We start from the raw sequence: 26333 nt of genomic DNA, 5'->3' as shown, positions 1-26333 counted from the left end.
CTCGTACCCGCACGGGCAACCGCACCCGACTCACCGTCCGCGGCCGGCCCGGCAGTGTCCGTCGGCCGCTCCCCCGTCGGCTCCCCGGCCGGCGTGGCCGGGCCCGCCGGAGGCTGCGGCGGGGGCGGTGGGGTCGTGGGGTGCGGGGGGAAAGAGGCGCGGCGCGCTTCCGTGCTCATGCACCCCCCGTTTCCTCGTGCCCGGGCCGTCTGGGACTGTCTGGGCCGTGACTCTGTCGTGCCCGGGGCGACCCGGGACGGAGTCCGTACCGGGCACGCATACCCGCACGGACGGACCCGCATCCCGGCGCGGGCGTCCCACCGGCGTCGATCCTCCGTGCGTGCGCGTCACTCTACGGGTTGTTCCTGCGCAAACGGGAACCAGTCCACGGCTCCGGGGGCATCTGCCCGGAACGTCCCCCTACCCCGCGGTAATCGAGTCTGGCAGGCTGCGTTCATGACTGCCCGTGCCGCCGACAGAGCCCGTTACGACCGGGCCACCGCCCACCTCGACGCTCCCCTCGCGATCGTGGATCTGGACGCCTTCGACGCCAATGCGGACGACCTGGTCCGCAGGTCCGGCGGGAAGCCGGTCCGTGTCGCCAGCAAGTCCGTACGCTGCCGGGCCCTGCTGGAACGGGTCCTGGCGAAGGACGGTTTCGCCGGCCTGATGTCCTTCACCCTCGACGAGTCCCTGTGGCTGGCGCGCTCGGGTTTCGAGGACGTCCTCCTCGCGTACCCGTCCGCCGACCGCACCGGCTTCGCCGAACTGGCCGGTGATCCCAAGCTCGCCTCCGCCGTCACCGTCATGATCGACAGCCCGGCCCAGCTCGACCTCATCGACGCCTCGCGCGCCGGCGGACGTGAAGTCGTGCGGGTGTGCCTTGAGTTGGACACCTCCCTCAAGCTGCTCGGCGGACGTCTGCGCGTGGGCGCCCTGCGCTCCCCGCTGCGCTCGCCGTCCCAGGTCGCCGACCTCGCGCGCGCGGTGGCGCGGCGGCCCGGTTTCAAGGTCGTCGGGATCATGGCGTACGAGGGTCATATCGCCGGTGTCGGCGACGCGGTCGCCGGGCGGCCGCTGCGCTCGCGGGCGATCCGGCTGATGCAGGCCACCGCGCGCCGTGAACTCGCGGAGCGGCGCGCCGCGGTGGTGCGCGCGGTGCGGGCCGTCGTCCCCGACCTCGAGTTCGTCAACGGCGGCGGCACCGGCAGCGTGCAGTCCACCGCCGCGGAGGACGCGGTCACCGAGATCGCGGCGGGTTCGGGGCTGTACGTGCCGCGGCTGTTCGACAACTACACGTCGTTCAGCGGTCGTCCGGCCGCGCTCTTCGCCCAGCCCGTCGTACGGCGGCCGGGTGTCGGAGTCGTGACGGTGCTCGGCGGCGGCTACCCCGCCTCCGGTGCGCCGGGACCCGACCGGCTCCCCGTGCCGTACCTGCCCGAGGGGCTGCGCTACGACTCCATGGAGGGGCCCGGCGAGGTGCAGACCCCGTTGCTCGGCTCCCCCGCCGACGATCTGCTGATCGGCGACAAGGTGTGGTTCCGGCACGCCAAGGCCGGTGAGCTGTGCGAGCGGTTCGACACGCTGCACCTGGTGGAGGGGGACACGGTCACGGCGACCGTGCCCACCTACCGCGGCGAGGGCCACACCTTCCTGTAGGTGCCTACAGCGGCGTGACGTACGCCCCCGAGATCCCGCCGTCGACCAGGAAGTCGGTCGCGTTGACGAACGAGGAGTCGTCGCTGGCAAGGAAGGCCACGGCGGCGGCGATCTCCTCGGCCTCGGCGAAACGGCCGACGGGGATGTGCACCAGGCGGCGCGCCGCGCGCTCCGGGTCCTTCGCGAACAGCTCCTGCAGCAGGGGGGTGTTGACCGGCCCGGGGCACAGCGCGTTCACGCGGATGCCCTCGCGCGCGAACTGCACGCCCAGTTCGCGGGACATCGCGAGGACGCCGCCCTTGGAGGCCGTGTAGGAGATCTGGGAGGTGGCGGCACCCATCCTCGCCACGAAGGACGCCGTGTTGATGATCGAGCCCCTGCCCTGGCGCCGCATGTAGGGGATGGCGGCCTTGCAGCAGAGGTAGACGGAGGTCAGGTTGACCTCCTGGACGCGCTTCCAGGCCTCCAGGCCGGTCTCCAGGATGGAGTCGTCGTCGGGCGGGGAGATGCCGGCGTTGTTGAAGGCGACGTCGACGCTGCCGTAGGTGTCGTAGGCCGTCTTGAAGAGGGCCTCGACCTGCTCGGGGTCGGTGACGTCGACCTTCACGAAGATTCCGCCGACCTCCTCGGCGGCCGCCTTGCCGCGGGCCTCGTCGACGTCGCCGCAGACGACGTGCGCGCCCTCGGAGGCGAGCCGGCGCGCGGCGGCGAGGCCGATGCCGCTGCCGGCGCCGGTGATGACGGCGGTACGGCCGACGAGGCGGCGGCAGACGCTGCCCGAGGCCTGTGGAGTCTCTGCGGTCACTGTGCGGGGCCCTCCGTACTGATGAAGACGTTCTTGGTTTCGGTGAAGGCGGTCAGGGCGTCCGGGCCGAGTTCACGGCCGACGCCGGACTGCTTGAAGCCGCCGAAGGGTGTCGAGTAGCGGACGCTGGAGTGGGAGTTGACGGACAGGTTGCCCGCGCGGACGGCCTGTGAGACGCGCAGGGCGCGGCCCACGTCCCGGGTCCAGATGGAGCCGGAGAGGCCGTAGTCGGTGGCGTTGGCGAGGGCCACGGCGTCGGCCTCGTCGTCGAAGGGCAGGACGACGGCGACGGGGCCGAAGACCTCCTCGACGGCCACGCGCGCGTGCGGGTCGACACCGGTGAGGACGGTGGGCGGGAACCAGAAGCCGGGGCCTTCGGGGGCCTTGCCGCGGATGCCGTCGAGGTCGTCCGTGACGTACGACCGCACCCGCTCCAGCTGGACGCGGGAGATGAGCGGGCCCATGTCCGTCTTCTCGTCCGCCGGGTCGCCGACGACGACGGACTCGATCGCGGGGGCGAGGAGTTCCAGGAAGCGGTCGTGGACGGTGCGCTGGACGAGGATGCGGGTGCGGGCGCAGCAGTCCTGGCCGGAGTTGTCGAGGAAGGACATCGGCGCGGCGGCCGCGGCGGCTTCCAGGTCGGCGTCGGCGAAGACGATGTTGGGGCTCTTGCCGCCGAGTTCGAGGGTGACGCGCTTGAGGAGGGCGGAGCCCTTGGCCAGCACCTGTTTGCCGACGGTCGTCGATCCGGTGAAGACGATCTTGGCCACGCCGGGGTGCCGGACGAGCGCGTCGCCCGCGACCGGGCCGTGGCCGGGCAGCACCTGGAACAGGCCCTCGGGGAACCCGGCCTCCAGGGCGAGTTCGGCGAGGCGCAGGGCGGTCAGCGGCGTGGTCTCGGCGGGCTTCAGGAGAACCGCGTTGCCCGCGGCGAGGGCGGGGGCGGTGCCCCAGGCCGCGATCGGCATGGGGAAGTTCCAGGGCGCGATGACGCCGACGACGCCGAGCGGTTCGAGGATCGTGACGTCGAGGCCGCCGGCGACCGGGATCTGCCGGCCGGTCAGCCGCTCCACTCCCCCGGCGGCGTAGTCGAGCAGGTCGCGGACGTTGCCCGCCTCCCAGCGGGCGTTGCCGATGGTGTGTCCGGCCTCGCGGACCTCCAGTCGGGCGAGTTCTTCGAGGTGTTCGTCGACGGCGGCGGCGAACCGGCGCAGCAGCCGGGCGCGGTCGCCGGGCGCGAGCGCGGCCCACCGGGCCTGCGCGGCGGCGGCCCGTACGACGGCGGCGTCCACGTCGGCCGCGGTGGCGGCCGGGACGGTGGCGACGACCTCTTCGGTGGCCGGGTTCACTACCCGCAGCTCGGACAGCTCCGACAGCTCGGGCTCATGGGACAACTCGTGGGACAAGGAGGGCCTCACATGCGTTCGAAGGAGCGGCGCAGCTCCCAGTCGGTCACCGCGGCGTCGTAGGCCTCCACCTCGACGCGCGCCATGTTGCGGTAGTGCGCGACGACCTCGTCGCCGAAGGCCGCCTTGGCGATCGGGCTGTTCTCCCAGAGCTCGGCGGCCTCCCGGAGGGTGGTGGGGACGTGCGCGTACTCGGCGGTGTAGGCGTTGCCGGGACAGGCCTCGGGCAGCTCCAGCTTCTGCTCGATGCCGTACAGGCCGGCCGCGACCAGTCCCGCGACCGCGAGGTGCGGGTTGACGTCGCCGCCGGGCAGCCGGTTCTCGAAGCGCAGGGAGCGGCCGTGGCCGACGACGCGCAGGGCGCAGGTGCGGTTGTCGTGGCCCCAGGCGACGGCGGTGGGGGCGAAGGAGCCCGGCTGGAATCGCTTGTAGCTGTTGATGTTGGGCGCGTAGAGGAGCGAGAAGTCGCGGAGCGCGGCCAGCTGTCCGGCGAGGAAGTGCCGCATGACGTCCGACATGCCGCCGTCGGCCGCCGCCATGGCATTGCGGCCGTCCGCGTCCGCCAGTGAGAGGTGGATGTGGCAGGAGTTGCCCTCGCGCTCGTTGTACTTGGCCATGAAGGTCAGCGAGACGCCCTCCTGGGCGGCGATCTCCTTGGCGCCGGTCTTGTAGACGGCGTGCTGGTCGCAGGTGACGAGGGCCTCGTCGTAGCGGAAGGCGATCTCGTGCTGGCCGGGGTTGCATTCGCCCTTGGCGGACTCGACGGTGAGGCCGGCGGCGGCCATCTCATTGCGGATGCGGCGCAGCAGGGGCTCGATGCGGCCGGTGCCGAGGACCGAGTAGTCGATGTTGTACTGGTTGGCCGGGGTCAGCCCCCGGTAATTCGCGTCCCAGGCCTGCTCGTAGGTGTCCTTGAAGACGATGAACTCCAGCTCGGTGCCGACCTGGGCGGTGAAGCCGTGTTCGGCGAGGCGCTCCAGCTGGCGGCGGAGGATCTGGCGGGGCGCGGCGACGACCGGGGAGCCGTCGTTCCAGGCGAGGTCGGCGATCAGCATCGCCGTACCGGCGTTCCAGGGCACGCGGCGCAGGGTGGACAGGTCGGGGCGCATGGCGAAGTCGCCGTAGCCTCGGTCCCAGGAGGACATGGCGTATCCGTCGACGGTGTTCATCTCGGTGTCGACGGCGAGGAGGTAGTTGCAGCCCTCGGTGCCGTGATGGAGGACGTCGTCGAGGAAGAACCGGGCGGCGAACCGCTTGCCCTGGAGACGCCCTTGCATGTCGGGGAAGGCCAGGACGACAGTGTCGATCTCACCGCTCGCGACGAGGGCGTGCAGCTCCTCGACGCCGAGTGGGGGTGTGCGGTCTGCCACGGAGAGCCTCCTTGGGCTTCTTCACGCTTTCTTCGGCCGGGCCGGGAGACATAAGGTATTGCGGAGAACCATTGCTTGGGAAGGGGGTACGGCCAGATGCCGGAGGAACCTGGCGGCGTGGTGTCGGACCGGCTGGCGCCGGTGCTGCGGCCGGTGCGCGCGGGCAACGGCTTCGAGGAGGCGCTGGAGCAGATCCTGCAGGTCGTACGGCTGGGTCTGGTGCCCGGGGGCGAGCGGCTGCCGGCCGAGCGGGAGCTGGCGGAGCGGCTCGGGATCAGCCGGGTGACCCTGCGCGAGGTGCTCAAGGTGCTCCAGGACCAGGGGCTGGTGGAGTCGCGGCGCGGGCGGTACGGCGGAACGTTCGTGCTGCCCCGTACGGACGCCGGCGGCGAGGACGAGCTGCGGCGCCGGATCGCGGAGGTGGACGTCGAGGACGTCCTGCGCTTCCGTGAGGTGCTGGAGGTCGGCGCGGCGGGCCTGTGCGCGGCGCACGGACTGACGGACGCGCAGGCGGAGCGGCTGCGCGAGGCACTGGCCCGTACGCACGACGCGCCGCTGGCGGACTACCGGCGGCTGGACACGATGCTCCACCTCACCCTCGCCGAACTGTGCGGCTCCCCGTCGCTCACGGCGCGGTACGCGGCGGTCCGGGCGACGGTGAACGACCTGCTGGACTGCATCCCGCTGCTCGTGCGCAACCTGGAGCACTCGCAGCGTCAGCACATCGCACTGGTGGAGGCGGTGCTCGACGGGGACGCGGACGGGGCGCGGGAGATGATGCGGGAGCACTGCGCGGGGACGGCGGCGCTGCTCAGGGGGTTCCTGACGTGATGACGGTGGTTACCCTTGAAAGGTATGTGAGTAGTCCATTGGAGAGTCCAGGGGAGAGGCGGAGGGGCACATGGGTGGCAGGCCGCTGATCGGCGTCAGTACGTACCTGGAGTCCGGCGCGCGCTGGGGCGTGTGGGAGCTCGAGGCGGCGTTGCTTCCGGTGGGGTACCCGCGGCTGGTGCAGCGGGCCGGCGGCCTGGCCGCCATGCTTCCGCCGGACGCGCCCGAGCACGCGGCCGCGGCCGTGGCCCGCCTCGACGGTCTGGTGATCGCGGGCGGGCCGGACGTCGAGCCGGTGCGCTACGGCGCGGAGCGCGACCCTCGGACGGGGCCGCCGGCGCCGGAGCGCGACGCGTGGGAGCTGGCGCTGATCGAGGCGGCGCTGGCGGAGGGCGTGCCGCTGCTGGGCATCTGCCGGGGCATGCAGTTGCTGAACGTCGCCCTCGGCGGCACGCTCGTCCAGCACCTCGCCGGCCACGCGGAGGTCCTCGGCGTCTTCGGCAGTCACCCGGTCAAGCCGGTCCCGGGCACGCTCTACGCCCAGGCCGTCCCCGAGGAGATGTCGGTACCGACGTACCACCACCAGGCGGTGGACCGCCTCGGCGCGGGGCTGCTGCCGTCGGCACACGCGGCGGACGGCACGGTGGAGGCGGTGGAGCTGCCGTCCGACTCGGGCTGGGTCCTGGGCGTGCAGTGGCATCCGGAGATGGACGAGGACGATCGAGTGATGCGGGCCCTGGTCGCGGCGGCATCCCGGCCCACGTCATGAACCGGTCTTGATCACAACCGCGCGCCGACCCGCCCCCTGAGCCACTCCAACGCGGCTTCCCCCTGGGCACGTTGGAAGGGGCGGAGGGTGGGGAGGCCGGGGGGTGGGGGCTGGAGGGCGTTGCTCAGGAAGTAGCCGGTGAGAGCGGCCAGGGCGACGGTGACGGCATCGGGGTCGGCGTCCCGCCCGAGCGGATGTCCGGTGAACACTTCCTCGGGGTCCGGGCCGCCCTGCGCGCGGACGCAGGGCAGCATGATGAGCAGGTCGAACCAGGGGACGGTGCGCAGGACGTGCGGCCAGTCGACGAAGAGGACTCGGCCGTCGCTCTCGTCGAAGAGCATGTTGTCGGCCCGCAGATCGCCGTGGGCGAGGGTGTCTCCGGTGACGGCCTCGGGCCAGTCGGCGGCGAGTTCGGCGAGCCGGCCGAGCCGCGCGGCGGTCCAGCCGCCCAGTCCCTCGGTCACATCACCGGCTTCCCCGTCCCGCAGCCGCCGCCAGCCGTCGAAGGTGCCCGCGAGGGCCTCGGCGGCGGGCGGGGCGTCGAACGGAGCCGGGGTGAGGGCGCGGCTCAGCTCCCCCACTGCGTCGAGAACGCGCCGCAGTTCCGCGGGCCGCCAGGGCACCTGGGGCTGGCGCCCGGCCACGTCCTCGAAGACCAGCGCGACCCAGGTGCCGTCGTCATGGCACCCGTGCAGCCGCGGCGCGGGCACGTCCACGGGGAGCGCGGCGGCGTTGCGGGCCTCGGCGCGGTGCAGTGCGGGGCTGTGGGGGTTGGTCCGCGCGCTGACCGCCTTCACGAACGCCCGCCGTCCCTCGGCCGTCCGCACCCGCGCGGCAACTCCGGGCGAGAACCCGCCGGCCTGGGTGACGGCATCGACGACCGTCCCACCGAGCACCTGCGCGACGGCGCCACGCACCGACTCGGGCAGGTCTTCCCACGGGGTACGGACGCCTACGGCGGGCGGAGCGATGATGGTCATGGACGGCATGCTGCGAAACCCGGGCGCCGACCGCCAGCGGTTTTTCACACCACCGCCGCACGCGGCCCCGAGGGCAGGCCCCGCCTACCCGCGTGTGAGCGCCAGCAGGTCCCGGGCCGGTCCCGTCGGCCGATGCCCCACCGGCCAGACCGCGCGCAGGGATCGATGGAGCCGGACGCCGTCCAGGGGGATGCTGACCAGGCGGCGCATCGCGAGTTCCTCGCGCACGGCGAGTTCGCTGAGGACGGCCGGGCCCGCTCCGCTGACCGCGGCGGCCTTGACGGCGGTGGTGGAGGAGAGCTCGATCAGGGGGCGGGCCAGGCCGCCGAGGGCGACGTCGAGGACCTGGCGGGTGCCGGAACCCTTCTCACGGAGGATCAGGGGGGTCGCGGCGAGCTCGTCGGCGGCCAGGGGACGCCGGCGGCGGGCCCAGGGGTGCGCGGAGGCGGTGACGACGATCAGCCGGTCGTGGGCGATGACCGCGGAGTCGAGACCCGGCGGCACGGTCAGACCCTCGACGAAGCCCAGGTCCGCCTCGTCCGACAGCAGCCGATCCGCCACCGCCGCCGAGTTCCCGGCGAGCAGTGACACGGCCGTGTCGGGCCGCTGGGCGCGCAGCGCGAGGAGCCAGCCCGGCAGCAGGTACTCCGCGATCGTCATGCTCGCCGCCACCCGCAGTCGCGAGTCCCGCCGGTCCCGCAGCGCCTGCGCGCCCACGTCGAAGGCCTCCGCCGCCTCGACGATCCGTCGCGCCCAGTCCGTCACCAGCGCGCCCGCGTCCGTGAGCCGGGAACCGCGCGGCGACCGGTCGACCAGCGCCACGCCCAACTGCCGTTCCATGGAGCGGATCCGACTGCTCGCGGCCGGCTGGGTGATGCCGAGCTCGCGCGCCGCCCCGCCGAGACTGCCCAGCCGTGCCACCGCCAGCAGCAGCTCCAGCGCCCCGAGATCCGGCACCCGGTGCGCCAGCGAGCCCCCGGGCGCGGACCGGCCCTCCGCCCGCCCCTCCGTCTTGCCCATAAACACAGCTTATGCCGTCATAGGAACAATCTCCCTGGTCGGATGCCCCGCCCCGGGCGACGGTGGACCCATGGTCACCGCCGCCCGCCCCTTCCCGCGCGCCATGGCGGTCCGTCACCTCGGACCGAACTGGTACGCCACCGTCATGGGCACCGCCGCCGTCGCCCTCGCTGGCACCGCGCTCCCCCTCCGTCTCCCCGGCCTGCGGACCCTCTGCACCGCCGTCTGGGCCCTCTCGCTCGCCCTGCTGCTCACCCTGCTCGTGGCCCGCGCCCTGCACTGGACCCACCACCGGGACCAGGCCCGCGCCCACCTCCTCGACCCGGCGACGGCCCCCTTCTACGGCTGCCTGTCCATGGCCCTGCTCGCGGTCGGCGGCGGTGCGGTCACCGTCGGCCGGGAGGTGATCGGCAGCGGGGTCGCGGTCGTGCTCGACGCCGTGCTGTTCACCGCGGGTACGGCGGTCGGGCTGGCGGCCGCCGTGGCCGTCCCGTACCTGATGTCCGTACGCCACCGCGTGGAGCCGGGACAGGCTACGGGGGTGTGGTTGCTGCCTCTCGTCGCGCCGATGGTGTCCGCGGCCCTCGGGCCGCTGCTCGTGCCGCACCTGCCGCCCGGGCAGCCCCGGGAGACGCTGCTGTTCGCCTGCGTCGCGATGTTCGGGCTCAGTCTGCTGGCGACGCTGGCCACGCTGCCGGTGATCTTCGCCCGGCTGCTCACCGGCGGCCCCCTGCCCCTCGCGCTCACCCCGACCCTGTTTCTGGTCCTGGGCCCGCTCGGGCAGTCCACGACCGCCGTCGGTGCTTTCGCGGACGTGGCCCCGGGGGTGGTTCCGGCGCCGTACGGCGCGGGCCTCGGGGTGCTCGCGGTGCTGTACGGGGTGCCCGTGATGGGCTTCGCGCTGCTCTGGTTCTGCCTCGCCGTCGCCCATGTGCGGCGCGCCCGCCGGCACGGCATGGGCTTCGCGATGACGTGGTGGGCGTTCACCTTCCCGGTCGGCACCTGCGTCACCGGCGCCGCCGCGCTCGCCCGGCACACCGGCCTCGTGGCCTTCGAGGTCCTCGCGGTGGTGCTGTACGGCGTGCTGGTGGCGGCCTGGGTCACCACGGCGGCGCACACCGCGCGCGGACTGCTCAGCGGCGAGCTGCTCGCAGGGCCGCGCCCAGCACCCGCGGCGCCTCGGCCAGCGACGGCCCGTACCACGTCAGGTGCCGTCCGCTGACGAGCGCGCAGCTCAGGCCGGGAAAGGCCTCGGGGCCGTCGTCGGCGGTGAAGCGGTACGGCTCGTCCGGCAGGACGACCAGGTCCGGCGCACCGGCGCGCAGTTCCTCCAGGGGGACGCGCGGATAGCGCTCGGCGTGTCCGGTGTAGAGGTGATCGACGCCGAGTCGGGCCAGGACGTCACCGGCGAAGGTGTCCCGGCCGAGCACCATCCACGGCCGCCGCCAGATCGGTACCACCGCCGTACTGCGGGTCTCCGCCAGCTCAGGCGCCGCCCAGGCCGCCTCGGCCTCGTCCAGCCAACGCGGCCGGGAACCGGCGCCGCACGCCTCCAGCACCCGGGCCAGTTCCGTGAAGGCCTGCGGTACGTCCCGCACCTCGGTCACCAGCACCGTCAGGCCCGCCGCGCGCAGGGCGGCGAGGTCCGGCTCGCGGTTCTCCTCCTCGTTGGCGATCACCAGGTCTGGCGCGAGGGCGACGATCCGCTCGATCCCCGGGTTCTTGGTGCCGCCGACGCGGGTGACGTCGAGGTCCGCGGGATGTGTGCACCAGTCGGTGGCGCCGACCAGGGCACCGGGTACCGACACCGCGACCGCCTCCGTCAGCGACGGCACGAGCGAGACGACTCTCATCCCGGGCTCATCCCGGGCTCAGCGCGGCCACGCCACGCCCCGCGTCACCGCCGAGAACGGTTCTGCACCGCCTCGACGTGCTCCGCCACCGCGACCACGACCACACGCGTATCCGGCACGGTCGCCCGCCAGCGGTGGCGCACCCCGCCGGTGAGGTAGAGGGTGTCGCCGCGGCCGAGCCGGTAGGCGCGGCCCTCCGCCTCGATCTCCACGGCGCCGTCGGCCACGTACATCAACTGGTCGTTGCGGAACTGGAATTCGCGGCCCGCCTCATGGTCCCCGGTGAACTCCTGGGCGTGCATCTGGTGGTGGCCGCGCACCAGGGAGCGGGTCCGGGGCTCGGGGCCCGGCTCGGTCACGTCGGCGCGGACGACGTCGACGCTGCACGCCGGGTCGGCGGCCGCGAGGAGTTCGACGGCGGTGGTGCGCAGGGCGTCGGCGACCCGGTCCAGGGAACTGCGGCTGGGCCGCGCCCGGTCGTTCTCGACCTGGCTCAGGAAGGGGACGGACAGACCGCTGCGCTCGGCAACGACGGCCAGGGTGAGCTGCAGGGCCCGGCGCCGTCGCCGCACGGCCGCACCGACCCGCAGGGGCTGTTCTTTGTGGTCGCCCATCGCTCCGGCTCCCTCCTTCGCTCGTCGCTCCGCGGTCCGCGCGCCCTGCCGGGGGCACACACCTCTTGAGGAGTTCTCTGCACCCTACGCATGTTCGGCAAACCGTTTCATGTGCCCGTCACGTCGACGTCACGGCGCGGTCGTCCCGACCTGCTGGATCGCGCCAGTAGATCAGCTCGACGGCCCGTACGGGAGCGGATTTTCGCCTTCGACCACCGCTTCTCCCGCCGTCGGCGCGAACCGGCTGACCAGGCGGGGTGGCGCCGTCGTTCGGTCGTCGCGACGGTGTGGTCCTCGCGTCCCGCGGGACCGGCGTCACGGCCGGTGCACGGGTGGGCTCGGGTGACGGCATGACGGTACGTGGTTGTCCGGATCCCGTCAGTGGGCGATCGGGCACGCAAGCAGGGGCGGGCCTCGCCGTCCGTATGGCAGACGTACGGCGGGGCCCGCCCCTGGGTCGGCGGTCCGGGCGTGTCAGGTCACCCGGCCGCCTGGCTCTTGCCGCCGGACTTGGCGACGGGGGCCCACTTGTCCACCAGGCCGGGGTGCTGCCGCAGCCAGGTGCGGACGGCGTCCTGTTCCCGGCCCTTGCCGGACTTCTGGATCTGCGCCTCCAGTCCGGTGAGCTGCTCCTCGGTCATCGAGAAGTCCTTCAGCCACCTGCCGACCTCGGGGTTGTCGGAGGCGAAGCCCTTGCGGGAGAGGGTGTGCACGCCGTCGCCCTTGCCCCAGGCGCCCTTGGGGTCCTTGAGCTTCTTCAGGTCGTAGTCGCTGTACGCCCAGTGCGGCGACCAGAGCGTGACGGCGATCGGCTGCTTCTTGGCGTACGCCCGCTTGAGCTCCGCGAGCATCGCGGGCGTCGAGCCGTCGACGACGTCGTAGGAGCCCTCGAGGCCGTACTCCTTGAGGACGTTGTCCTTGAGCAGGCCCATCATTCCGGCGCTGGGCTCGATGCCGACGATCTTGCCGTCGAACTCGGAGGCGTGGTTCTTGAGGTCCGCCAGGGAGTTCACGTCCTTGACGTACGAGGGGACGGTGATCTCCAGGGAGGTGGGGCCGTACCACGAGCCGAGGTCGTCGAGCTGCTTGCCGTACTTCTTCCAGTACTCGGCGTGGGTGGTGGGCAGCCAGGCGTCGGTCTGGAAGTCGATCTGGCCGGTGGCGACACCGGTGTAGAGGGGGCCGGCCGCGTACTGGGTCGTGGTGACCTTGAAGCCGCGCTCCTCCAGGAGTTCCTTCCAGAGGTAGGTGGAGGCGATGCCCTCGTCCCAGGGGATGTAGCCGATCTTGATCTCCTTGCCCTTGCCGACGTCCGTTGCGGAGGCCTCGGCGGTGCCGGAGGAGCCGCCGAAGACACCCAGACCGCCGGCGACCAGGGCGAGGGCGGCCACGCCGGCGACCGCGACGACGGGGCGGGGGCGATAGTTCCAGACCTTCGGGCCGCTGGCGGCACGGGCCTTGGCGGCGGCGCGGCGGCCCAGCGGGGAGATGTGGGTGCCCAGTGCGCCCGTCATCCGGTCCAGGTAGATGGCGAGCACGACGATGCCGAGGCCCGCCTCGAAGCCGAGGCCGATGTCGAGCTGGCCGATCGCCTCGTTGACGGCGCCGCCGAGACCGCCGGTGCCGACCATGCCGGCGATGACGACCATCGACAGGCCCAGCATGATGACCTGGTTGACGCCCGCCATGATCGTCGGCAGGGCCAGCGGCAGCTGGACGCGCAGCAGGGTGTCACGGGGTGTCGTACCGAACGCCTCGGCGGCCTCGACGAGCTCGGCGTCGACCTGGCGGATGCCGAGTTCGGTCATGCGGACGCCGGGGGCGAGCGCGAAGATCAGGGTGGCGACGACACCGGCCGGGACGCCCATGCCGAAGAACAGGATCGCCGGGATCAGCAGGACCATCGACGGCATCGTCTGGAGCAGGTCCAGGACGGGTCGTACGGCCGCGCTGACCGTCTTGGAGCGCGCCGCCCAGATGCCCAGCGGAAGGGAGATCACCAGGGCGATGACGGTCGCGACGATCACCAGGGACAGGGTCGACATCGCCTTGTCCCACAGGTCGAGCGAGTCGATCAGCGCGAAGCCGGCGAACGCGAGGACGCCCGCGACCAGGCCGCGCAGCCACCAGGCGAGCACCGCGAGGATGCCCGCGAGCAGCAGGGGCTCGGGGGCGGTGAGGACGGTGTCGATGCCGTCGTACATGCCTTCGACGACCGTCTTGATGGCGTCGAAGAGCCAGGACATGTGCGTGACGAGCCAGTCGACGCCGGAGTCGACCCAGTCGCCGAGGTGGAGCCTAGGCACGGGCGGTCACCTTTCCGTCCGGGTTGTCGCAGGGCGCGGGGTCGGCCGTCTCGTCGCCGAGGAAGGCGACCAGCCGCTGCCGCGGCACCACTCCGATGACTCTGTTCGCCTCGTCCACGACCGAGACGCGGTGCGACAGACGGGCGCTGATCGCGCACAGCTGCGCGAACGACGTCTCGCGGGTCGCGGTCTCGCAGGCGCAGAGCGGGGCGTCGGCGGTGACGGAGGCGTCCATGACGGCGCCCGCGGTGAGCACGCGGGAGCGGTCGACGTCCTGGATGAAGGAGGCGACGTAGTCGTTCGCGGGGCGGACGAGGATGTCCTCCGCGGTGCCGGTCTGGACGATGCGTCCGTCGCGCATGACGGCGATGCGGTCGCCCAGGCGCATGGCCTCGTTGAGGTCGTGGGTGATGAAGACGATCGTCTTCTTCAACTTCTGCTGAAGGGTCAGCAGCTGGTCCTGCATGTCACGGCGGATCAGCGGGTCCAGCGCACTGAAGGACTCGTCCATCAGCAGCAGGTCGGCGTCGGTGGCGAGGGCGCGGGCGAGACCCACGCGCTGCTGCATGCCGCCGGAGAGCTCGTCGGGCCAGGACTTCTCCCAGCCGTCCAGCCCGACCAGGGCGAGGGCCTCGGCGGCGCGCTTCTCGCGCTGCGCGCGCGGCACGCCCTGGACGCACAGGCCGTAGGCGGCGTTCTCCAGAACGCTGCGGTGCGGGAAGAGCGCGAAGTGCTGGAAGACCATGCTGATCTTCTTCGCACGGACCTCGCGCAGCTCGCGGTCGGCGAGGGCGGTCAGGTCCTGCCCGTCGAAGAGGACGCGTCCGGCGGACGGCTCCAGCAGGCCGTTGAGCATGCGCAGCAAGGTGGACTTGCCGGAGCCGGACAGGCCCATGACGACGAAGATGTGGCCCGGGTCCACGGTGAAGGAGGCGTCGATGACGGCTGCGGTGGTGCCGTCGGCACGCAGCTCCTCCCGGTCGGCTCCCTGGCGGAGCCGCTCCACCGCCTGGGCCGGTCGTCTGCCGAACACCTTGTAGAGGTGTTCGGCCTCAAGCCTGGATGACACGCGTACCTTCTCTTCTCGGGGGCAAGGACACAGGAGCGATCTCCGGCAGCTCTTCGACAGCAAAGGTTGAAGTTGCAACCGACATCGCTCAGAGGCGGCGCCTGCCCCAGGCGCCGCGGGCCAAACGCGCCCGTGTCCCGGTTCACAGCTCATTCACAACTGCCACGCAGGTGCGTGACACCGGTGACTGTCGGCACGGTACGGCATGATGCGTGGCGTGACCGGACGACTGATGCTCCTCGACACCGCCTCCCTCTACTTCCGCGCCTACTTCGGCGTCCCGGAGTCCGTGAAGGCCCCGGACGGCACCCCGGTGAACGCGGTCCGCGGACTGCTGGAGTTCATCGACCGCCTGGTCCGGGACCACCGGCCCGACCACCTGGTGGCCTGCATGGACGCCGACTGGCGCCCGCAGTGGCGGGTCGACCTCATCCCCTCCTACAAGGCGCACCGCGTCGCCGAGGAGCGCGAGGCGGGCCCGGACGAGGAGGAGGTGCCGGACACCCTGTCCCCGCAGGTGCCGGTCATCGAGGCCGTCCTGGACGCCGTCGGTATCGCGCGGGTGGGGGTCGCGGGGTACGAGGCGGACGACGTGATCGGCACGTTCACGGCGGCCGCGCAGGGCCCGGTCGACATCGTCACGGGCGACCGGGACCTGTACCAACTGGTGGACGACGCACGCGGGGTGCGGGTGCTGTACCCACTGAAGGGCGTGGGTTCGCTGGCGCTCACGGACGAGGCCGCGCTGCGCGAGAAGTATGGGGTCGACGGCAGCGGGTACGCGGATCTCGCGCTGCTGCGCGGCGACCCGAGCGACGGCCTGCCGGGCGTGCCCGGCATCGGCGAGAAGACCGCGGCCAAGCTGCTGGCCGAGTTCGGCGACCTGGCCGGGATCATGGCGGCGGTCGACGACCCGAAGTCGAAGCTCACGCCGTCGCAGCGCAAGCGGCTCGACGAGGCGCGGCCGTACGTCGCCATCGCGCCGAAGGTCGTCCGAGTCGCCGGGGACGTTCCGCTGCCGGAGGTGGACACCGCGCTGCCCCGCGCGCCGCGGGATCCGGCGGAACTGGAGGGGCTGGCGGCACGCTGGGGACTGGGAGGGTCGTTGCACCGACTGCTGACGACGCTGGCCGTCTGAACCTGAAGAGATCGCAAAGGCTTCGGCAATCTCTCCCGGCAGAGGCGTCGACAGGGAAAGGAATGCTAACTTAGGTAACCCTTACCGAAGTGGCGTGGACTTAGGCGCATGGGAGGCCGTCATGGCAGAAAGTCCGGCACGGAAGCCGCGGAAGCCCCACTCCGCGCAGGTCGTCCGCACGGAACGGCTGACGCCCCACATGCAGCGTGTGGTCCTCGGGGGCGCGGGTCTGGCGGATTTCTCCGCGGACACCGCCACCGACCACTATGTGAAGCTGCTGTTCCCCGCCGAAGGTGTGACCTACCCCGAACCCTTCGACGTGGAGCGCATCCGTGCGGAGTTCCCGCGCGAGCAGTGGCCGGTGACCCGCACCTACACGGTGCGCGCCTGGGACCCCGTACACCGCGAGCTGACCCTGGACTTCGTGATCCATGGCGACGAGGGCCTGGCCGGGCCGTGGGCGACCCGCGTCCAGCCGGGCGAGACGGTCCACTTCATGGGCCCCGGCGGCGCCTACGCCCCCGATCCGGACGCCGACTGGCATCTGCTGGCCGGGGACGAGAGCGCCCTGCCCGCGATCGCCCGCTCCCTCGAGTCGCTGCCCGCCGGCGCGGTGGCGCACGCCTTCGTGGAGGTGGCCGGCCCCGAGGAGGAGCAGAAGATCGACTCCGATGTGGAGGTCGTCTGGCTGCACCGGGGCGAGCGGCCCGTCGGTGAGGCGCTCGTCGAGGCCGTCCGGGCGCTGGAGTTCCCCGCGGGCCGTCCGCACGCGTTCGTGCACGGCGAGGCCGCCGCCGTGAAGGAACTGCGCAAACTGCTGCGGGTCGAGCACGCGATCCCCCGCGAGGACCTCTCCCTCTCCGGGTACTGGCGCCAGGGCCACAACGAGGACGGCTGGCAGGCCTCCAAGCGGGAGTGGAACGCGCGCGTGGAGGCGGAACAGGAAGGCGCGGCCCCGGCCGCGTGACGCGCGCCGGCCGGGGGCGCCGCGCCGGCCGGGGGCGCCGCGCCGACGAAGGCCGTCAGTCGCCCTGGAGCCGGGCGTGGACGTGGACGTCGTGCCAGCCGTCCGGGTGGAGCAGGGCGCTGCGCTTGATGCCCTCCAGGGCGAAGCCGGTCTTGGCGGCGACGCGGCAGGAGGCCACGTTGGCGACGGCGTGCATGAGTTCCAGCCGGTGGAAGCCGATCTCGTGGAAGGCCCACCGGGTGAGGGCGGACGTGGCGCGCGCCGCGACACCCTTGCCGCGTGCCTCTGCCGCCGTCCAGTAGGCGACCTCGGCAACGCCGTCGGCGAGCACGATCTCGCGCAGCGCGACCCGGCCCAGGAGCTGGTCCGAGTCCGCGTCGGTCACCGCCCACTGGGCGTCGCGCTCCTCGGGCCAGGCCTTGATCCACCCCTCGATCCAGGTGGCCACCTCCGCCACCGAATCGGAGGCGCGGATGTGCCACTGGTGCAGCAGGGGATCCTGGAAGGCCGTGTGCACGGCCGGCGCGTCCTCGGACCGCCACGGGCGCAGGAGCAGTCCGTCACCGGTGGGTATCACGGGCTGCGGAGCGCGGTTCAGGGTGCCGGGTGGCAGCACGGGGTTCGTGAGGTAGGGCATGCTCGGCATCCTCCCAAGAGGCCGGGCGCGGGCCAACGGAATTTGCGCCGACCGCTCCGCCGTACGCTGGCCCTGATGAGACGCCGTACCCCTCCCCCGCCGTCCCCCCTGCCGCAGCGCGACGGGGTCGATCCGGTGCGGGTGCGGCTGCCCGGCGAGGGGACGTGGGCCACGGTGCGGGAGCACCTGGTGGACCGGCTGACGGGGGCGGGGCCCGGGGCGGTCGACGGGATGTTCGACGCGGGACTCGTCGTGGGGGCCGACGGGCGGGCGGTGGCGCCGGACGCGGCGTACGTGCCGGGGATGTTCGTGTGGTTCCACCGGGAGCTGCCGCCCGAGGTGCCGGTGCCGTTCCCCCTCGACGTGGTGCACCGCGACGAGCACATCGTCGTCGTCGACAAGCCGCACTTTCTGGCCACCACCCCGCGCGGCGCCCACGTCACCCAGACCGCCCTCGCACGGCTGCGACGTGAGCTCGGCATCCCCGCGCTCGGTGCCGCGCACCGGCTGGACCGGCTCACCGCCGGCCTCGTGCTGTTCACGGTGCGGCCCGAGGAACGCGGCGCCTACCAGACGCTGTTCCGCGACCGCAGGGTGCGCAAGGAGTACGAGGCCGTGGCCCCGTACGATCCCGAACTCGCCCTGCCCCGCACCGTGCGCAGCCGCATCGTGAAGGAGCGCGGCTCGCTGACCGCGCGTGAGGTCGAGGGCGAGCCGAACGCGGTGAGCCACGTCGAGTTGACCGAGCACCGGGCGGACGGCCTGGCGCGCTACCGGCTGGTGCTGGCCACGGGGCAGACCCACCAGCTGCGGGTGCACCTGAACGCGTTGGGCGTGCCGATCCTCGGCGATCCGCTGTACCCCGTGGTGCGGGACCCCGTACCGGCCGGTGACTTCCGGCGTCCGCTCCAACTGCTGGCGCGGGCATTGGAGTTCACCGATCCGGTCACGGGGGTGGCGCACCGGTTCCGCAGCGGGCGGACGCTGCGGGCCTGGTCGTCGTACGCGACCTGGGCGGCCGGCGGGCAGCCGGGTCAGTAACCGCGCCACCAGCGCACGAGGCGGCGCCAGGCGCCGGGCCTGCGGGCCGGTTCCGCGTCCGCCGTCGGCTGGGACTGCGGCGGGGCCGTCTGCGCGGGCGCCGGTGCGGGCGCCTGAGCGGGCAGGGGCGCCGGGGCCGGCCGCACGGGCTGGGGGTCCGTGGTCACCTGCCAGGCCGGCCGCGGCGGCGGGACGGCCGCGCCGTGGGTCGGCTTCTGCATGACGTCCTGCGGCGGCTGCGGTGCGAACCGCGCCGGCAGCTCCACCAGATGGCGCGAGGCGATCGACGTGGTCCAGCGCAACTCGTCCTGGTCGCAGTCGAGCCGGACGTCCGGCAGCCGCATCAGCAACGCGTCGACGCCGACCTCGGTGATGGCACGGCCGATGTCCTGGCCGGGGCACTCGTGCGGTCCCGCGCCGAAGGCGAGGTGGGAACGGTTGCCCATCATGCCGGCCGCCAGGTCGGGCCGCACCCGGGGGTCGATGTTGCCCGGAGCCGGGGCGAAGAGCAGCCCGTCACCCTTGCGGATGCGCTTGCCGCCCAACTCCGTCTCCTGTTTGGCGAAGTAGCCCAGGATCGCGCTGAACGGGGGTTCGTCCCACAGGGTCTGCTCCACCGCCTCCCCCACGGTCATCTGCCCGCCGTTGAGCCGGGCGACGAAGCCCGGGTGGGTGAGGACCATGCGCAGGGTGTTGGACAGCAGGTTGACGGTGGCCTCGTAGGCCGCGAAGAGCACCAGGCGCAGGTGCTCCCTGACCTCGTCGTCGGTCAGCTTCGCCGGGTGGGCGATGAGGTGGCTGGTGAAGTCCTCGCCGGGTTCGGCGCGGCGGCGGGCGGCGGCCCGGCTCAGTACGTCCATGACGTAGCCGTGGCTGGCGATCGCCGTCTCGGTGCCCTTGAGCGCGTCGCGGGCGGCCTGTACGAGCCGGTCGCTGTACTCGTCGGACATGCCGAGGATCTCGCACATGATGGCCATCGGCAGGTGCTCGGCGAACTGGCCGACCAGGTCGGCGCGGCCCTTCTCGCAGAACTCGTTGACCAGCAGCTGGGTGTAGCGGTTGATGTGGCGGCGCACGCCGCGGTGGTCGATCGTCGACATGGCGCCGAGGACCGCGCCGCGCAGCCGCAGGTGTTCGTCGCCCTCGGCGTGGGAACAGATGGGCTGCCAGGCGATGTGCGGCATGAGGGGGTGGTCGGGCTTGACGGCGCCGTCCAGGAGCGGGTTCCAGACGCGGCTGTCGCGGGTGTACACCGAGGGCGTGCGCAGCATCTGGAGGTTCTCGGAGTGGCCGAGGACCACCCACATCGGTACGTCGTCGTGGAGCAGGGCCGGCGCCACCGGCCCGTGTTCGTCGCGGAGTTCCTCGTACAGCTCCCCCAGGTCCGACGCCTCGGGGCCGTAGAGCCGCCTGAGTCCCCCGGGGCCGCGGCCGTGGGCGGGGCAGCCGGGGGGCGGATCGAGAGTGAGGTCGTCGGTACCGGTCGGGGAATGGGGTTCAGGCGTCACAGGGGTCGCTCCGAAGCTGAGTCGATCTGGGGGCGTACGCGATTCAGGCGCACGGGATTCAGACGTACGGGATTCAGGCGTACTGGGGGTTCAGGCTACGAGGGTTCAGTCGTACGGGGTTCAGGTGAGGCTGCCGGACAGCGCCAGCGAGTGCAGGAAGCGCATCAGGGTCATCAGCACGTCGCGGCTGGAGGCGCGGCGGCGGGCGTCGCACTCCACGATCGGAACCTCCGGCGGCAGGTCGAGGGCGGCGCGCAGGTCCTCGACCGAATAACGGGGTCCGTCGGGGAAGGTGTTGACGGCGACCACGAACGGCACCCCGCGCTCCTCCAGGCGGCCCATGACGTCGAAGCTGACCTCCAGGCGGCGGGTGTCGAGCAGGACGACCGCGCCGAGCGCGCCCTCGAACAGACCGTTCCACAGGAACCAGAAGCGTTCCTGGCCGGGGGTGCCGAACAGGTACAGCACGAGTTGTTCGGTGATGCGGATGCGGCCGAAGTCCATGGCCACGGTGGTGGCGGTCTTGGTGTCGGAGCCGTAGTTGTCGTCGACCCCGATCCCGGCCTCCGTCATGGTCTCTTCGGTGGTCAGCGGCCTGATCTCGCTGACCGAACCGACCATGGTCGTCTTGCCGACTCCGAAGCCGCCCACGATGACGATCTTCGCCGCGGCCTGGGTCGACTGCGGGAGATGGTCCTCGGTCCGCGGGCCGGGGATGGTGTCAGAGCCGTTGAAGTCCATGCATCACCGCTTCGAGGAGGGAACGGTCGGGGATTTTCTGGCGGACGATGGGGGCGCGCGCGTGGACCAGTTCCGTCGCCAGCATCTCGGTGAGCAGCACGGTCACCACGCTGAACGGCAGTTGGAGGTAGGCGGACACCTCGGCCACGGACAGCGGGTTGGCGCACAGCCGCAGCACGGCCGCCTGCTCGGGGGTGACGGAGGAGGGCGGGTCGGCGTGCGCCACGATCAACGTCACCAGGTCCATCGGGGCGCGCTCCCCGTCCGGGCCGGTGATGACGTACAGCCGCTCCGGTTGTCTGCCCTCGCCCTCCTCCTGGACAGGCTGCGGCGGGGGCGGTTCGACAGGTTGTCGCCGTTGGCGCTGTGGAGGCGTCATACGGTCTGCCCGTTGCGCCGGGGCGGGCTGGTGAGATGACTGCCGATGCGGACGACCAGGTCACGCATCATCGCGCCCATCCGGCCGGGCTCGCAGGTCACGTCGGAGAGGACCGCGAGGTAGGCGTTGGCGCCGGCGGACATCAGGTAGAAGTAGCCGCCCTTCATCTCGATCACGACCAGGCTCATGTCGCCGGTGACGCTGGGGATCTCGTCGGAGACGGCGCTCGCCAGGCTCTGCATGCCCGCGCATGCCGCGGCGACTCGGTCGGCGGCGTCGGGGTCGCCGCCGTAGCGCGCGATCCGCAGTCCGTCGGCGGACAGCACCACGATCATGTGGATGCCCGGTACCCCGTCGTCCAGCTGCTTCAGAATCCAGTCCAGGTTGCCTCGCTGCTGGATCACTTGAGGTCCCCCTCGTCATCGGTTTCGGTCCTGCCGAGAGGCGAGTTCTCGAGCAGGTGCGTGTACGCGGTCGGGTTGCGGGTGAAGTCGGTCGGGTGGACGCCCGGGTTGTCCTTCTTCAGGCCCTCCCAGAAGGCCTCGACCCACATGCCGGGGGGCGGGGCGTCGTCCTCGGGCTCGGGCTCTGGTTCGGCCTGGCGCTGGTGCTTGGTCCAGATGTCCTCCTTGCCCTCGCGCTCCAGCCGCTCGGCCTCCGCCATCTCGGCGTAGCGCTGGGAAAGGGGGATCTTCATACGGCTGCGGCGCTGCGGCAGGCCCTTCTCGGTCCACTCGGTGACCTCGGGGATCTCGTCCTCCATGGAGACCGAGGCGGGGATCTTCGGGCTGGTGGGACGGCGCTTCTTCGGCCGGCGCTTGGGGCCCTCGACCGCGTCGGGGCCGACCGTCGGCAGGGAGGTGGCGCCGATGCCGTGGGCGTAGCCGGAGGCCGGGGCGTCGGTGAGCATCTCGCTCGGGATGACGAGGACGGCGCGGACACCGCCGTAGGCGGAGGCACGCAGCGAGCACTGCATGTTGAACTGCGTGCACAGACGGCCGACGATCGCGAGGCCCAGGCGCGGGGTGCTGTCATTCATGTCCTGGATGGCGACACCGGCCTTGGCGGCCTCCAGCATGCCCTCGACCTTGACGCGGGACTCGTCGGTGAGGCTGACGCCGGCGTCCTCGATCTCGATGGCGATGCCGGTCTGCACCTCGGTCGCGTTGACGTGGACCTTGCTCGTCGGCGGCGAGTAGCGGGTGGCGTTGTCGAGGAGTTCGGCGGCCGCGTGGATGACCGGCTCGACGGAGATGCCGCGGACGTTGACCTTGGCGATGGAGTCCAGCGAGATGCGGGGGTACTCCAGGATCCGGGACATGGCACCGCGCAGCACGCTGTACAGCGGCACGGGTTCGGGCCACTGGCGGCCGGGGCGGCCGCCGCCGAGCACGGCGACGGAGTCGGCGAGCCGGCCGATCAGGGCGTTGCCGTGGTCGATGCGCAGCAGGTCGTCGAAGACCTCGGGGTTGCGGCCGTGGTCCTCCTCCATTTCCCGGAGTTCCTTGGCCTGCTGGTGGACGATGGCCTGGACGCGGCGGGCGATGCTGACGAAGGAGCTCAACGCCGAGTCACGGATGTTCTCCTCCATGTCGACGATCCTGAGCACGGACCTGATGACCTCGCGGTGCCCCTCCGGGAGGTCCTTGAAGGAGGGCTCGTACTCCGCCAGTTGCAGCATCACCTCCCTGGGTGAGAACCCGCGCTTCATGCGCTGGAGCGCGCTGGGCAGCAGCTCGTGCCCGAGGAGGTTGCTCTCCGCCTCGCGGGCGGCGATGCGCTGCTGAAGGTGCGCGGTGTGCTGGGCGTGCTCCGCGCGGAGTCTGCGCGTCTGCCGGCCTCGGCGCACCGCCTCGGCCGCCGCCGCGATCACCAGGACGGTCGCCACGGCTCCGCATACGCCGACGGCGATCCGGGCCGGCTCCGCCACGAGCGCGACGGCGGCCCCGGTGGCCGCGGCCATCAGTATCGCCGGGAACAACAGCACGCGTGCGTAGGGAAGTTCACGGCGTCCGGGTGGGGACTGAACACTCACCATGTGGGCCCTCTGAAACGAGTCGGCTGGGGATCGGTGGAGCTTGCAGGGGGTGTGTCATACAAACGCCCTGGATCTTCTGGAAGATTCGGGAACAAACGCACGAATACTCTCAACTCGGTGCGCTGCGGGCGAGCTTAGTCCGACCGGATCATCGTCGTGTCATATTCGGCAACCGCCTGAAACGGGGCGCAGAAGAGGAGTACGCTCGGCCGTTTTACACACAGCGCCCCCATTCGAACACACACCGTTACAGAAAACGGGCATACGAAAGCCGCCCACCCGGATGGGTGAGCGGCTTCGGTGCGACCCCCTGGGGGAGATCACCCCACGGACGAGTAGGCCACAACTCCCCGCAGCAACTGATCAACAGCCTTGCGCGCAGCCTTCGCCACGGTCGAGCTCTCCGCGGAGACAGGCGCCGCCGCAGAGATCTGCCCCAGCACGTCGATCACCTGCTTGCACCACCGCACGAAGTCGCCCGCGGGCATCTCCGCCTCCCGCAGCACCTCGTCGAGGCCCTTCCCGGACGCCCACATGTACGCGGCCCAGGCGAACCCGAGATCGGGCTCGCGCTGCCCGACTCCCTCCGTCTGGCTGATCCGGAAGTCCTCCTCCAGCGCGTCCAGCCGCCCCCAGATGCGCACCATCTCCCCCAGCGCCGCCTTCGCCTTGCCGGACGGCAGCTTCGGTGCCATCGCGTCGTCCCCGACCCGCGCCTCGTACACCAACGCGGAGACGCACGCGGCGAGTTCGGCGGGCGCGAGCCCCTCCCAGACACCGGCCCGCAAACACTCACTGGCCAGCAGATCGAGCTCGCCGTACAGCCGCGCGAGCCGCTTCCCGTGCTCGGTGACCTCGTCGGCGCGCAGATAGTCCAGCTCGGTCAGCAACGCCACGATCCGGTCGAAGGTCCGGGCGATGGTGTTCGTGCGCCCCTCGATGCGCCGCTCCAGCTGCGAGGTGTCCCGCAGCAGCCGGTGGTAGCGCTCGGCCCACCGCGCGTGGTCCTCACGGTCGCCGCACCCGTGGCAGGGATGCGCCCGGATCGCCGTGCGCAGCCGGGCGATCTCCCGGTCGTCGGCGGCCTGCGACCGCGACTTGCGGGCCCGCTCCGGCGGAATGTGCCCCGCCTTGGTACGCAGCGCGGAGGCGAGGTCCCGACGGGACTGCGGGGAACGGGGGTTGAACGACTTCGGGATCCGCATCCGCTCCAACGGCTCGACCGGCACCGGGAAGTCCATCGACGCGAGCCGCTTGACCTGCCGCTCGGCGGTCAGCACCAGCGGGCGGGGCCCGTCGTGCTGCTCGAACCCGCGGTGGCCGTTGGAGCGGCCGGCGGGCAGCCCCGGGTCCAACACCAGCGCCAGACCGGCGTACTTGCCCGTCGGGACGTGGATGACATCGCCCGGCTTCAGCTTCTCCAGCGCCACGGCCGCCTCCGCGCGCCGCTGCGACGCGCCCTGCCGGGCCAGCTCGGTCTCGCGGTCCTTGAGGTCACGACGCAGTCGCGCGTACTCGTCGAAGTCGCCGAGGTGGCAGGTCATGGAGGCCTTGTAGCCTTCCAGCCCCTCCTCGTTGCGCTGCACCTGCCGGGAGATCCCGACCACCGACTTGTCGGCCTGGAACTGCGCGAAGGACGTTTCGAGCAGCTCGCGCGAACGGTGCCGGCCGAACTGCTCGACCAGGTTGACCGCCATGTTGTACGACGGCTTGAAGCTGGAGCGCAGCGGATACGTGCGCGTACCGGCGAGCCCGGCGAGGTGGTCGGGGTTCATCCCGCGCTGCCACAGCACCACGGCGTGGCCCTCGACGTCGATGCCGCGCCGCCCGGCACGCCCGGTCAACTGGGTGTACTCGCCGGGGGTGATGTCGGCGTGCTGTTCGCCGTTCCACTTGACGAGCTTCTCCAGCACCACCGAGCGGGCGGGCATGTTGATGCCCAGGGCGAGGGTCTCGGTGGCGAACACCGCCTTGACCAGGCCGCGTACGAAGAGTTCCTCGACGACCTCCTTGAACGTCGGCAGCATGCCCGCGTGGTGGGCGGCGATGCCTCGCTCCAGACCCTCCAGCCACTCGTAGTAGCCGAGGACGTGCAGGTCCTCGGCCGGGATGGAGGCAGTGCGCTCCTCGACGAGCGCGCGCACCTTCTCCCGGGCCTCGTCGTCGTTGAGCCGCAGGCCCGCGTACAGGCACTGTTCGACGGCGGCCTGGCAGGCGGCGCGGCTGAAGATGAAGGTGATGGCGGGCAGCAGGCCCTCGGCGTCGAGCCGTTCGATGACCTCGGGCCGGCTCGGCGTCCACACGCGTGAGCGCTGCCTGCGCTCACGCTCGCGGTCGGCCTCGCGCATGGCGCGGCCGCGTCGGCGGTCCTGGTACGACGGTCGGCTGGCCTCCATGCGGGCCAGGCGCGCGAGGTCGGGGTTGACGGCCTTTCTGTGCCCCTCGCCCTCCTCGAACAGGTCGTACATCCGGCGCCCGGCCAGGACGTGCTGGAACAGCGGCACCGGCCGGTGCTCCGAGACGATCACCTCGGTGTCGCCGCGGACGGTGTCGAGCCAGTCGCCGAACTCCTCGGCGTTCGACACGGTCGCCGACAGCGACACCAGTGTCACGGACTCGGGAAGGTGGATGATCACCTCTTCCCAGACCGCGCCTCGGAAGCGGTCGGAGAGGTAGTGCACCTCGTCCATGACCACGTACCCGAGGCCGATCAGAGTCTGCGAGCCCGCGTAGAGCATGTTCCGCAGCACCTCGGTGGTCATCACGACCACCGGGGCGTCGGAGTTGACGCTGTTGTCGCCGGTGAGCAGACCGACCTTCGCACTGCCGTAACGGCGGCACAAGTCGGCGTACTTCTGGTTCGACAGCGCCTTGATCGGTGTCGTGTAGAAGCACTTCTTGCCCTGCTGGAGGGCGAGGTGGACGGCGAACTCGCCCACGATCGTCTTGCCGGAACCGGTGGGGGCGGCCACCAGCACGCCCTTGCCGGCCTCGAGTGCCTGGCAGGCCTCGATCTGGAAGGGGTCGAGACCGAAGTCGTACATCTCGCGGAAGGACGCGAGCGCGGTGGCCTGCTCGACAGCGCGCCTACGTGCTGCCGCGTACCGCTCGGCCGGTGAGAGGTCCTCTGTCATCGTGCTTTCGAGCGTACCGGGCCGCACTGACAACAGGACGATCATTATCCGGATCGATGGCTGTGAAA

General features: G+C 71.8%; 23 protein-coding genes. 7 read left to right on the top strand and 16 right to left on the bottom strand.

The genetic code is table 11. From position 1 onward, the window contains the following. Positions 1-456: 456 nt before the first annotated feature. Positions 457-1659, top strand: coding sequence for an amino acid deaminase/aldolase (locus IG99_RS06060; protein WP_037670594.1), 1203 nt, complete (start codon positions 457-459; stop codon positions 1657-1659). Positions 1660-1663: 4 nt separating this feature from the next. Here IG99_RS06060 and IG99_RS06055 read toward each other — a convergent pair whose 3' ends face one another. The 3 genes from IG99_RS06055 to IG99_RS06045 are packed head-to-tail and all read right to left on the bottom strand — an operon-like array spanning position 1664 to position 5240. Beyond that, the gene (locus IG99_RS06055; protein ID WP_037670592.1) at positions 1664-2464 is read right to left on the bottom strand and encodes a 3-oxoacyl-ACP reductase; all 801 of its coding nucleotides are present in this window, start codon (positions 2462-2464) and stop codon (positions 1664-1666) included. Continuing rightward, positions 2461-3858: an aldehyde dehydrogenase family protein gene (locus IG99_RS06050; protein ID WP_037670590.1), complete on the bottom strand. Its 1398-nt coding sequence runs from the start codon at positions 3856-3858 to the stop codon at positions 2461-2463. Before IG99_RS06050 ends, IG99_RS06055 begins: the two co-directional genes overlap by 4 nt. 20 nt (positions 3859-3878) lie before the next feature. Continuing rightward, positions 3879-5240 carry a glutamine synthetase family protein gene (locus tag IG99_RS06045; RefSeq protein ID WP_037670588.1) on the bottom strand — a complete coding sequence of 454 codons (1362 nt, stop codon included), beginning with the start codon at positions 5238-5240 and terminating at the stop codon, positions 3879-3881. A gap of 96 nt (positions 5241-5336) precedes the next feature. Here IG99_RS06045 and IG99_RS06040 point away from each other — a divergent pair, with 96 nt between their 5' ends. Both IG99_RS06040 and IG99_RS06035 read left to right on the top strand, forming a co-directional pair. Beyond that, positions 5337-6071, top strand: a complete 735-nt coding sequence (locus IG99_RS06040; RefSeq protein ID WP_037670586.1) for a FadR/GntR family transcriptional regulator — start codon at positions 5337-5339, stop codon at positions 6069-6071. A 70-nt stretch (positions 6072-6141) separates the two neighbouring features. After that, on the top strand, positions 6142-6840 hold the full coding sequence (locus tag IG99_RS06035) for a gamma-glutamyl-gamma-aminobutyrate hydrolase family protein (RefSeq protein WP_037670585.1): 699 nt from the start codon (positions 6142-6144) through the stop codon (positions 6838-6840). An 11-nt stretch (positions 6841-6851) separates the two neighbouring features. Here IG99_RS06035 and IG99_RS06030 read toward each other — a convergent pair whose 3' ends face one another. Together IG99_RS06030 and IG99_RS06025 are read right to left on the bottom strand one after the other, a co-directional pair. Beyond that, a complete protein-coding gene (locus IG99_RS06030; RefSeq protein ID WP_037670968.1) occupies positions 6852-7820 on the bottom strand; it encodes a phosphotransferase family protein in 969 nt (322 codons plus the stop codon). Between the two features lie 84 nt (positions 7821-7904). Further along, positions 7905-8840 (bottom strand): LysR family transcriptional regulator, encoded by a 936-nt coding sequence (locus IG99_RS06025; RefSeq protein ID WP_037670583.1) that lies wholly within the window; start codon positions 8838-8840, stop codon positions 7905-7907. Positions 8841-8910: 70 nt separating this feature from the next. On the opposite strand from IG99_RS06025, the gene IG99_RS06020 reads away from it, so the two are divergent. Then, on the top strand, positions 8911-10062 hold the full coding sequence (locus tag IG99_RS06020) for a TDT family transporter (RefSeq protein ID WP_051864951.1): 1152 nt from the start codon (positions 8911-8913) through the stop codon (positions 10060-10062). Here IG99_RS06020 and IG99_RS06015 read toward each other — a convergent pair. The 4 genes from IG99_RS06015 to IG99_RS06000 form a co-directional block, all read right to left on the bottom strand. Further along, the gene (locus tag IG99_RS06015) at positions 9974-10693 is read right to left on the bottom strand and encodes a helical backbone metal receptor (protein WP_037670581.1); all 720 of its coding nucleotides are present in this window, start codon (positions 10691-10693) and stop codon (positions 9974-9976) included. The genes IG99_RS06020 and IG99_RS06015 overlap by 89 nt on opposite strands. A 44-nt stretch (positions 10694-10737) precedes the next feature. Further along, positions 10738-11307: a helix-turn-helix domain-containing protein gene (locus tag IG99_RS06010; RefSeq protein WP_037670578.1), complete on the bottom strand. Its 570-nt coding sequence runs from the start codon at positions 11305-11307 to the stop codon at positions 10738-10740. Between the two features lie 479 nt (positions 11308-11786). Then, positions 11787-13613, bottom strand: a complete 1827-nt coding sequence (locus IG99_RS06005) for an ABC transporter permease/substrate binding protein (RefSeq protein ID WP_037670576.1) — start codon at positions 13611-13613, stop codon at positions 11787-11789. Continuing rightward, positions 13606-14682 (bottom strand): quaternary amine ABC transporter ATP-binding protein, encoded by a 1077-nt coding sequence (locus IG99_RS06000; protein ID WP_037670574.1) that lies wholly within the window; start codon positions 14680-14682, stop codon positions 13606-13608. The genes IG99_RS06005 and IG99_RS06000 overlap by 8 nt, the downstream gene beginning before the upstream one ends. A 205-nt stretch (positions 14683-14887) precedes the next feature. Between IG99_RS06000 and IG99_RS05995 the strand changes: the two genes are divergently transcribed. Both IG99_RS05995 and IG99_RS05990 read left to right on the top strand, forming a co-directional pair. Next, positions 14888-15820, top strand: a complete 933-nt coding sequence (locus IG99_RS05995; RefSeq protein ID WP_037670572.1) for a 5'-3' exonuclease — start codon at positions 14888-14890, stop codon at positions 15818-15820. Positions 15821-15941: 121 nt separating this feature from the next. Further along, a complete protein-coding gene (locus IG99_RS05990; protein WP_037670571.1) occupies positions 15942-16787 on the top strand; it encodes a siderophore-interacting protein in 846 nt (281 codons plus the stop codon). Positions 16788-16842: 55 nt separating this feature from the next. Here IG99_RS05990 and IG99_RS05985 read toward each other — a convergent pair whose 3' ends face one another. Continuing rightward, positions 16843-17424 (bottom strand): GNAT family N-acetyltransferase, encoded by a 582-nt coding sequence (locus tag IG99_RS05985; RefSeq protein ID WP_037670569.1) that lies wholly within the window; start codon positions 17422-17424, stop codon positions 16843-16845. Between the two features lie 75 nt (positions 17425-17499). Between IG99_RS05985 and IG99_RS05980 the strand changes: the two genes are divergently transcribed. Beyond that, positions 17500-18465 (top strand): RluA family pseudouridine synthase, encoded by a 966-nt coding sequence (locus IG99_RS05980; RefSeq protein WP_037670567.1) that lies wholly within the window; start codon positions 17500-17502, stop codon positions 18463-18465. Here the strand turns inward: IG99_RS05980 and IG99_RS05975 are convergent. The 6 genes from IG99_RS05975 to IG99_RS05950 all read right to left on the bottom strand — a co-directional run bounded on the left by IG99_RS05975 (position 18459) and on the right by IG99_RS05950 (position 26310). Further along, positions 18459-19973 carry a cytochrome P450 gene (locus IG99_RS05975; RefSeq protein WP_037670566.1) on the bottom strand — a complete coding sequence of 505 codons (1515 nt, stop codon included), beginning with the start codon at positions 19971-19973 and terminating at the stop codon, positions 18459-18461. The two genes, IG99_RS05980 and IG99_RS05975, sit on opposite strands and share 7 nt — an antisense overlap. Positions 19974-20093: 120 nt before the next feature. Continuing rightward, a complete protein-coding gene (locus tag IG99_RS05970) occupies positions 20094-20714 on the bottom strand; it encodes a GTP-binding protein (protein WP_037670565.1) in 621 nt (206 codons plus the stop codon). Beyond that, positions 20695-21093 carry a DUF742 domain-containing protein gene (locus tag IG99_RS05965; RefSeq protein WP_037670564.1) on the bottom strand — a complete coding sequence of 133 codons (399 nt, stop codon included), beginning with the start codon at positions 21091-21093 and terminating at the stop codon, positions 20695-20697. Before IG99_RS05965 ends, IG99_RS05970 begins: the two co-directional genes overlap by 20 nt. Further along, positions 21090-21497, bottom strand: coding sequence for a roadblock/LC7 domain-containing protein (locus tag IG99_RS05960; RefSeq protein WP_037670561.1), 408 nt, complete (start codon positions 21495-21497; stop codon positions 21090-21092). The genes IG99_RS05965 and IG99_RS05960 overlap by 4 nt, the downstream gene beginning before the upstream one ends. After that, positions 21494-23131 (bottom strand): ATP-binding protein, encoded by a 1638-nt coding sequence (locus IG99_RS05955; RefSeq protein ID WP_107055836.1) that lies wholly within the window; start codon positions 23129-23131, stop codon positions 21494-21496. The genes IG99_RS05960 and IG99_RS05955 overlap by 4 nt, the downstream gene beginning before the upstream one ends. Before the next feature lie 320 nt (positions 23132-23451). Then, positions 23452-26310 carry a DEAD/DEAH box helicase gene (locus IG99_RS05950; RefSeq protein ID WP_037670557.1) on the bottom strand — a complete coding sequence of 953 codons (2859 nt, stop codon included), beginning with the start codon at positions 26308-26310 and terminating at the stop codon, positions 23452-23454. Between the last annotated feature and the right edge of the window lie 23 nt (positions 26311-26333).

This window comes from Streptomyces griseus subsp. griseus, assembly GCF_000720255.1.
Classification (GTDB): domain Bacteria; phylum Actinomycetota; class Actinomycetes; order Streptomycetales; family Streptomycetaceae; genus Streptomyces; species Streptomyces griseus_I.
This window is presented reverse-complemented; position numbering and strand designations above follow the sequence as displayed.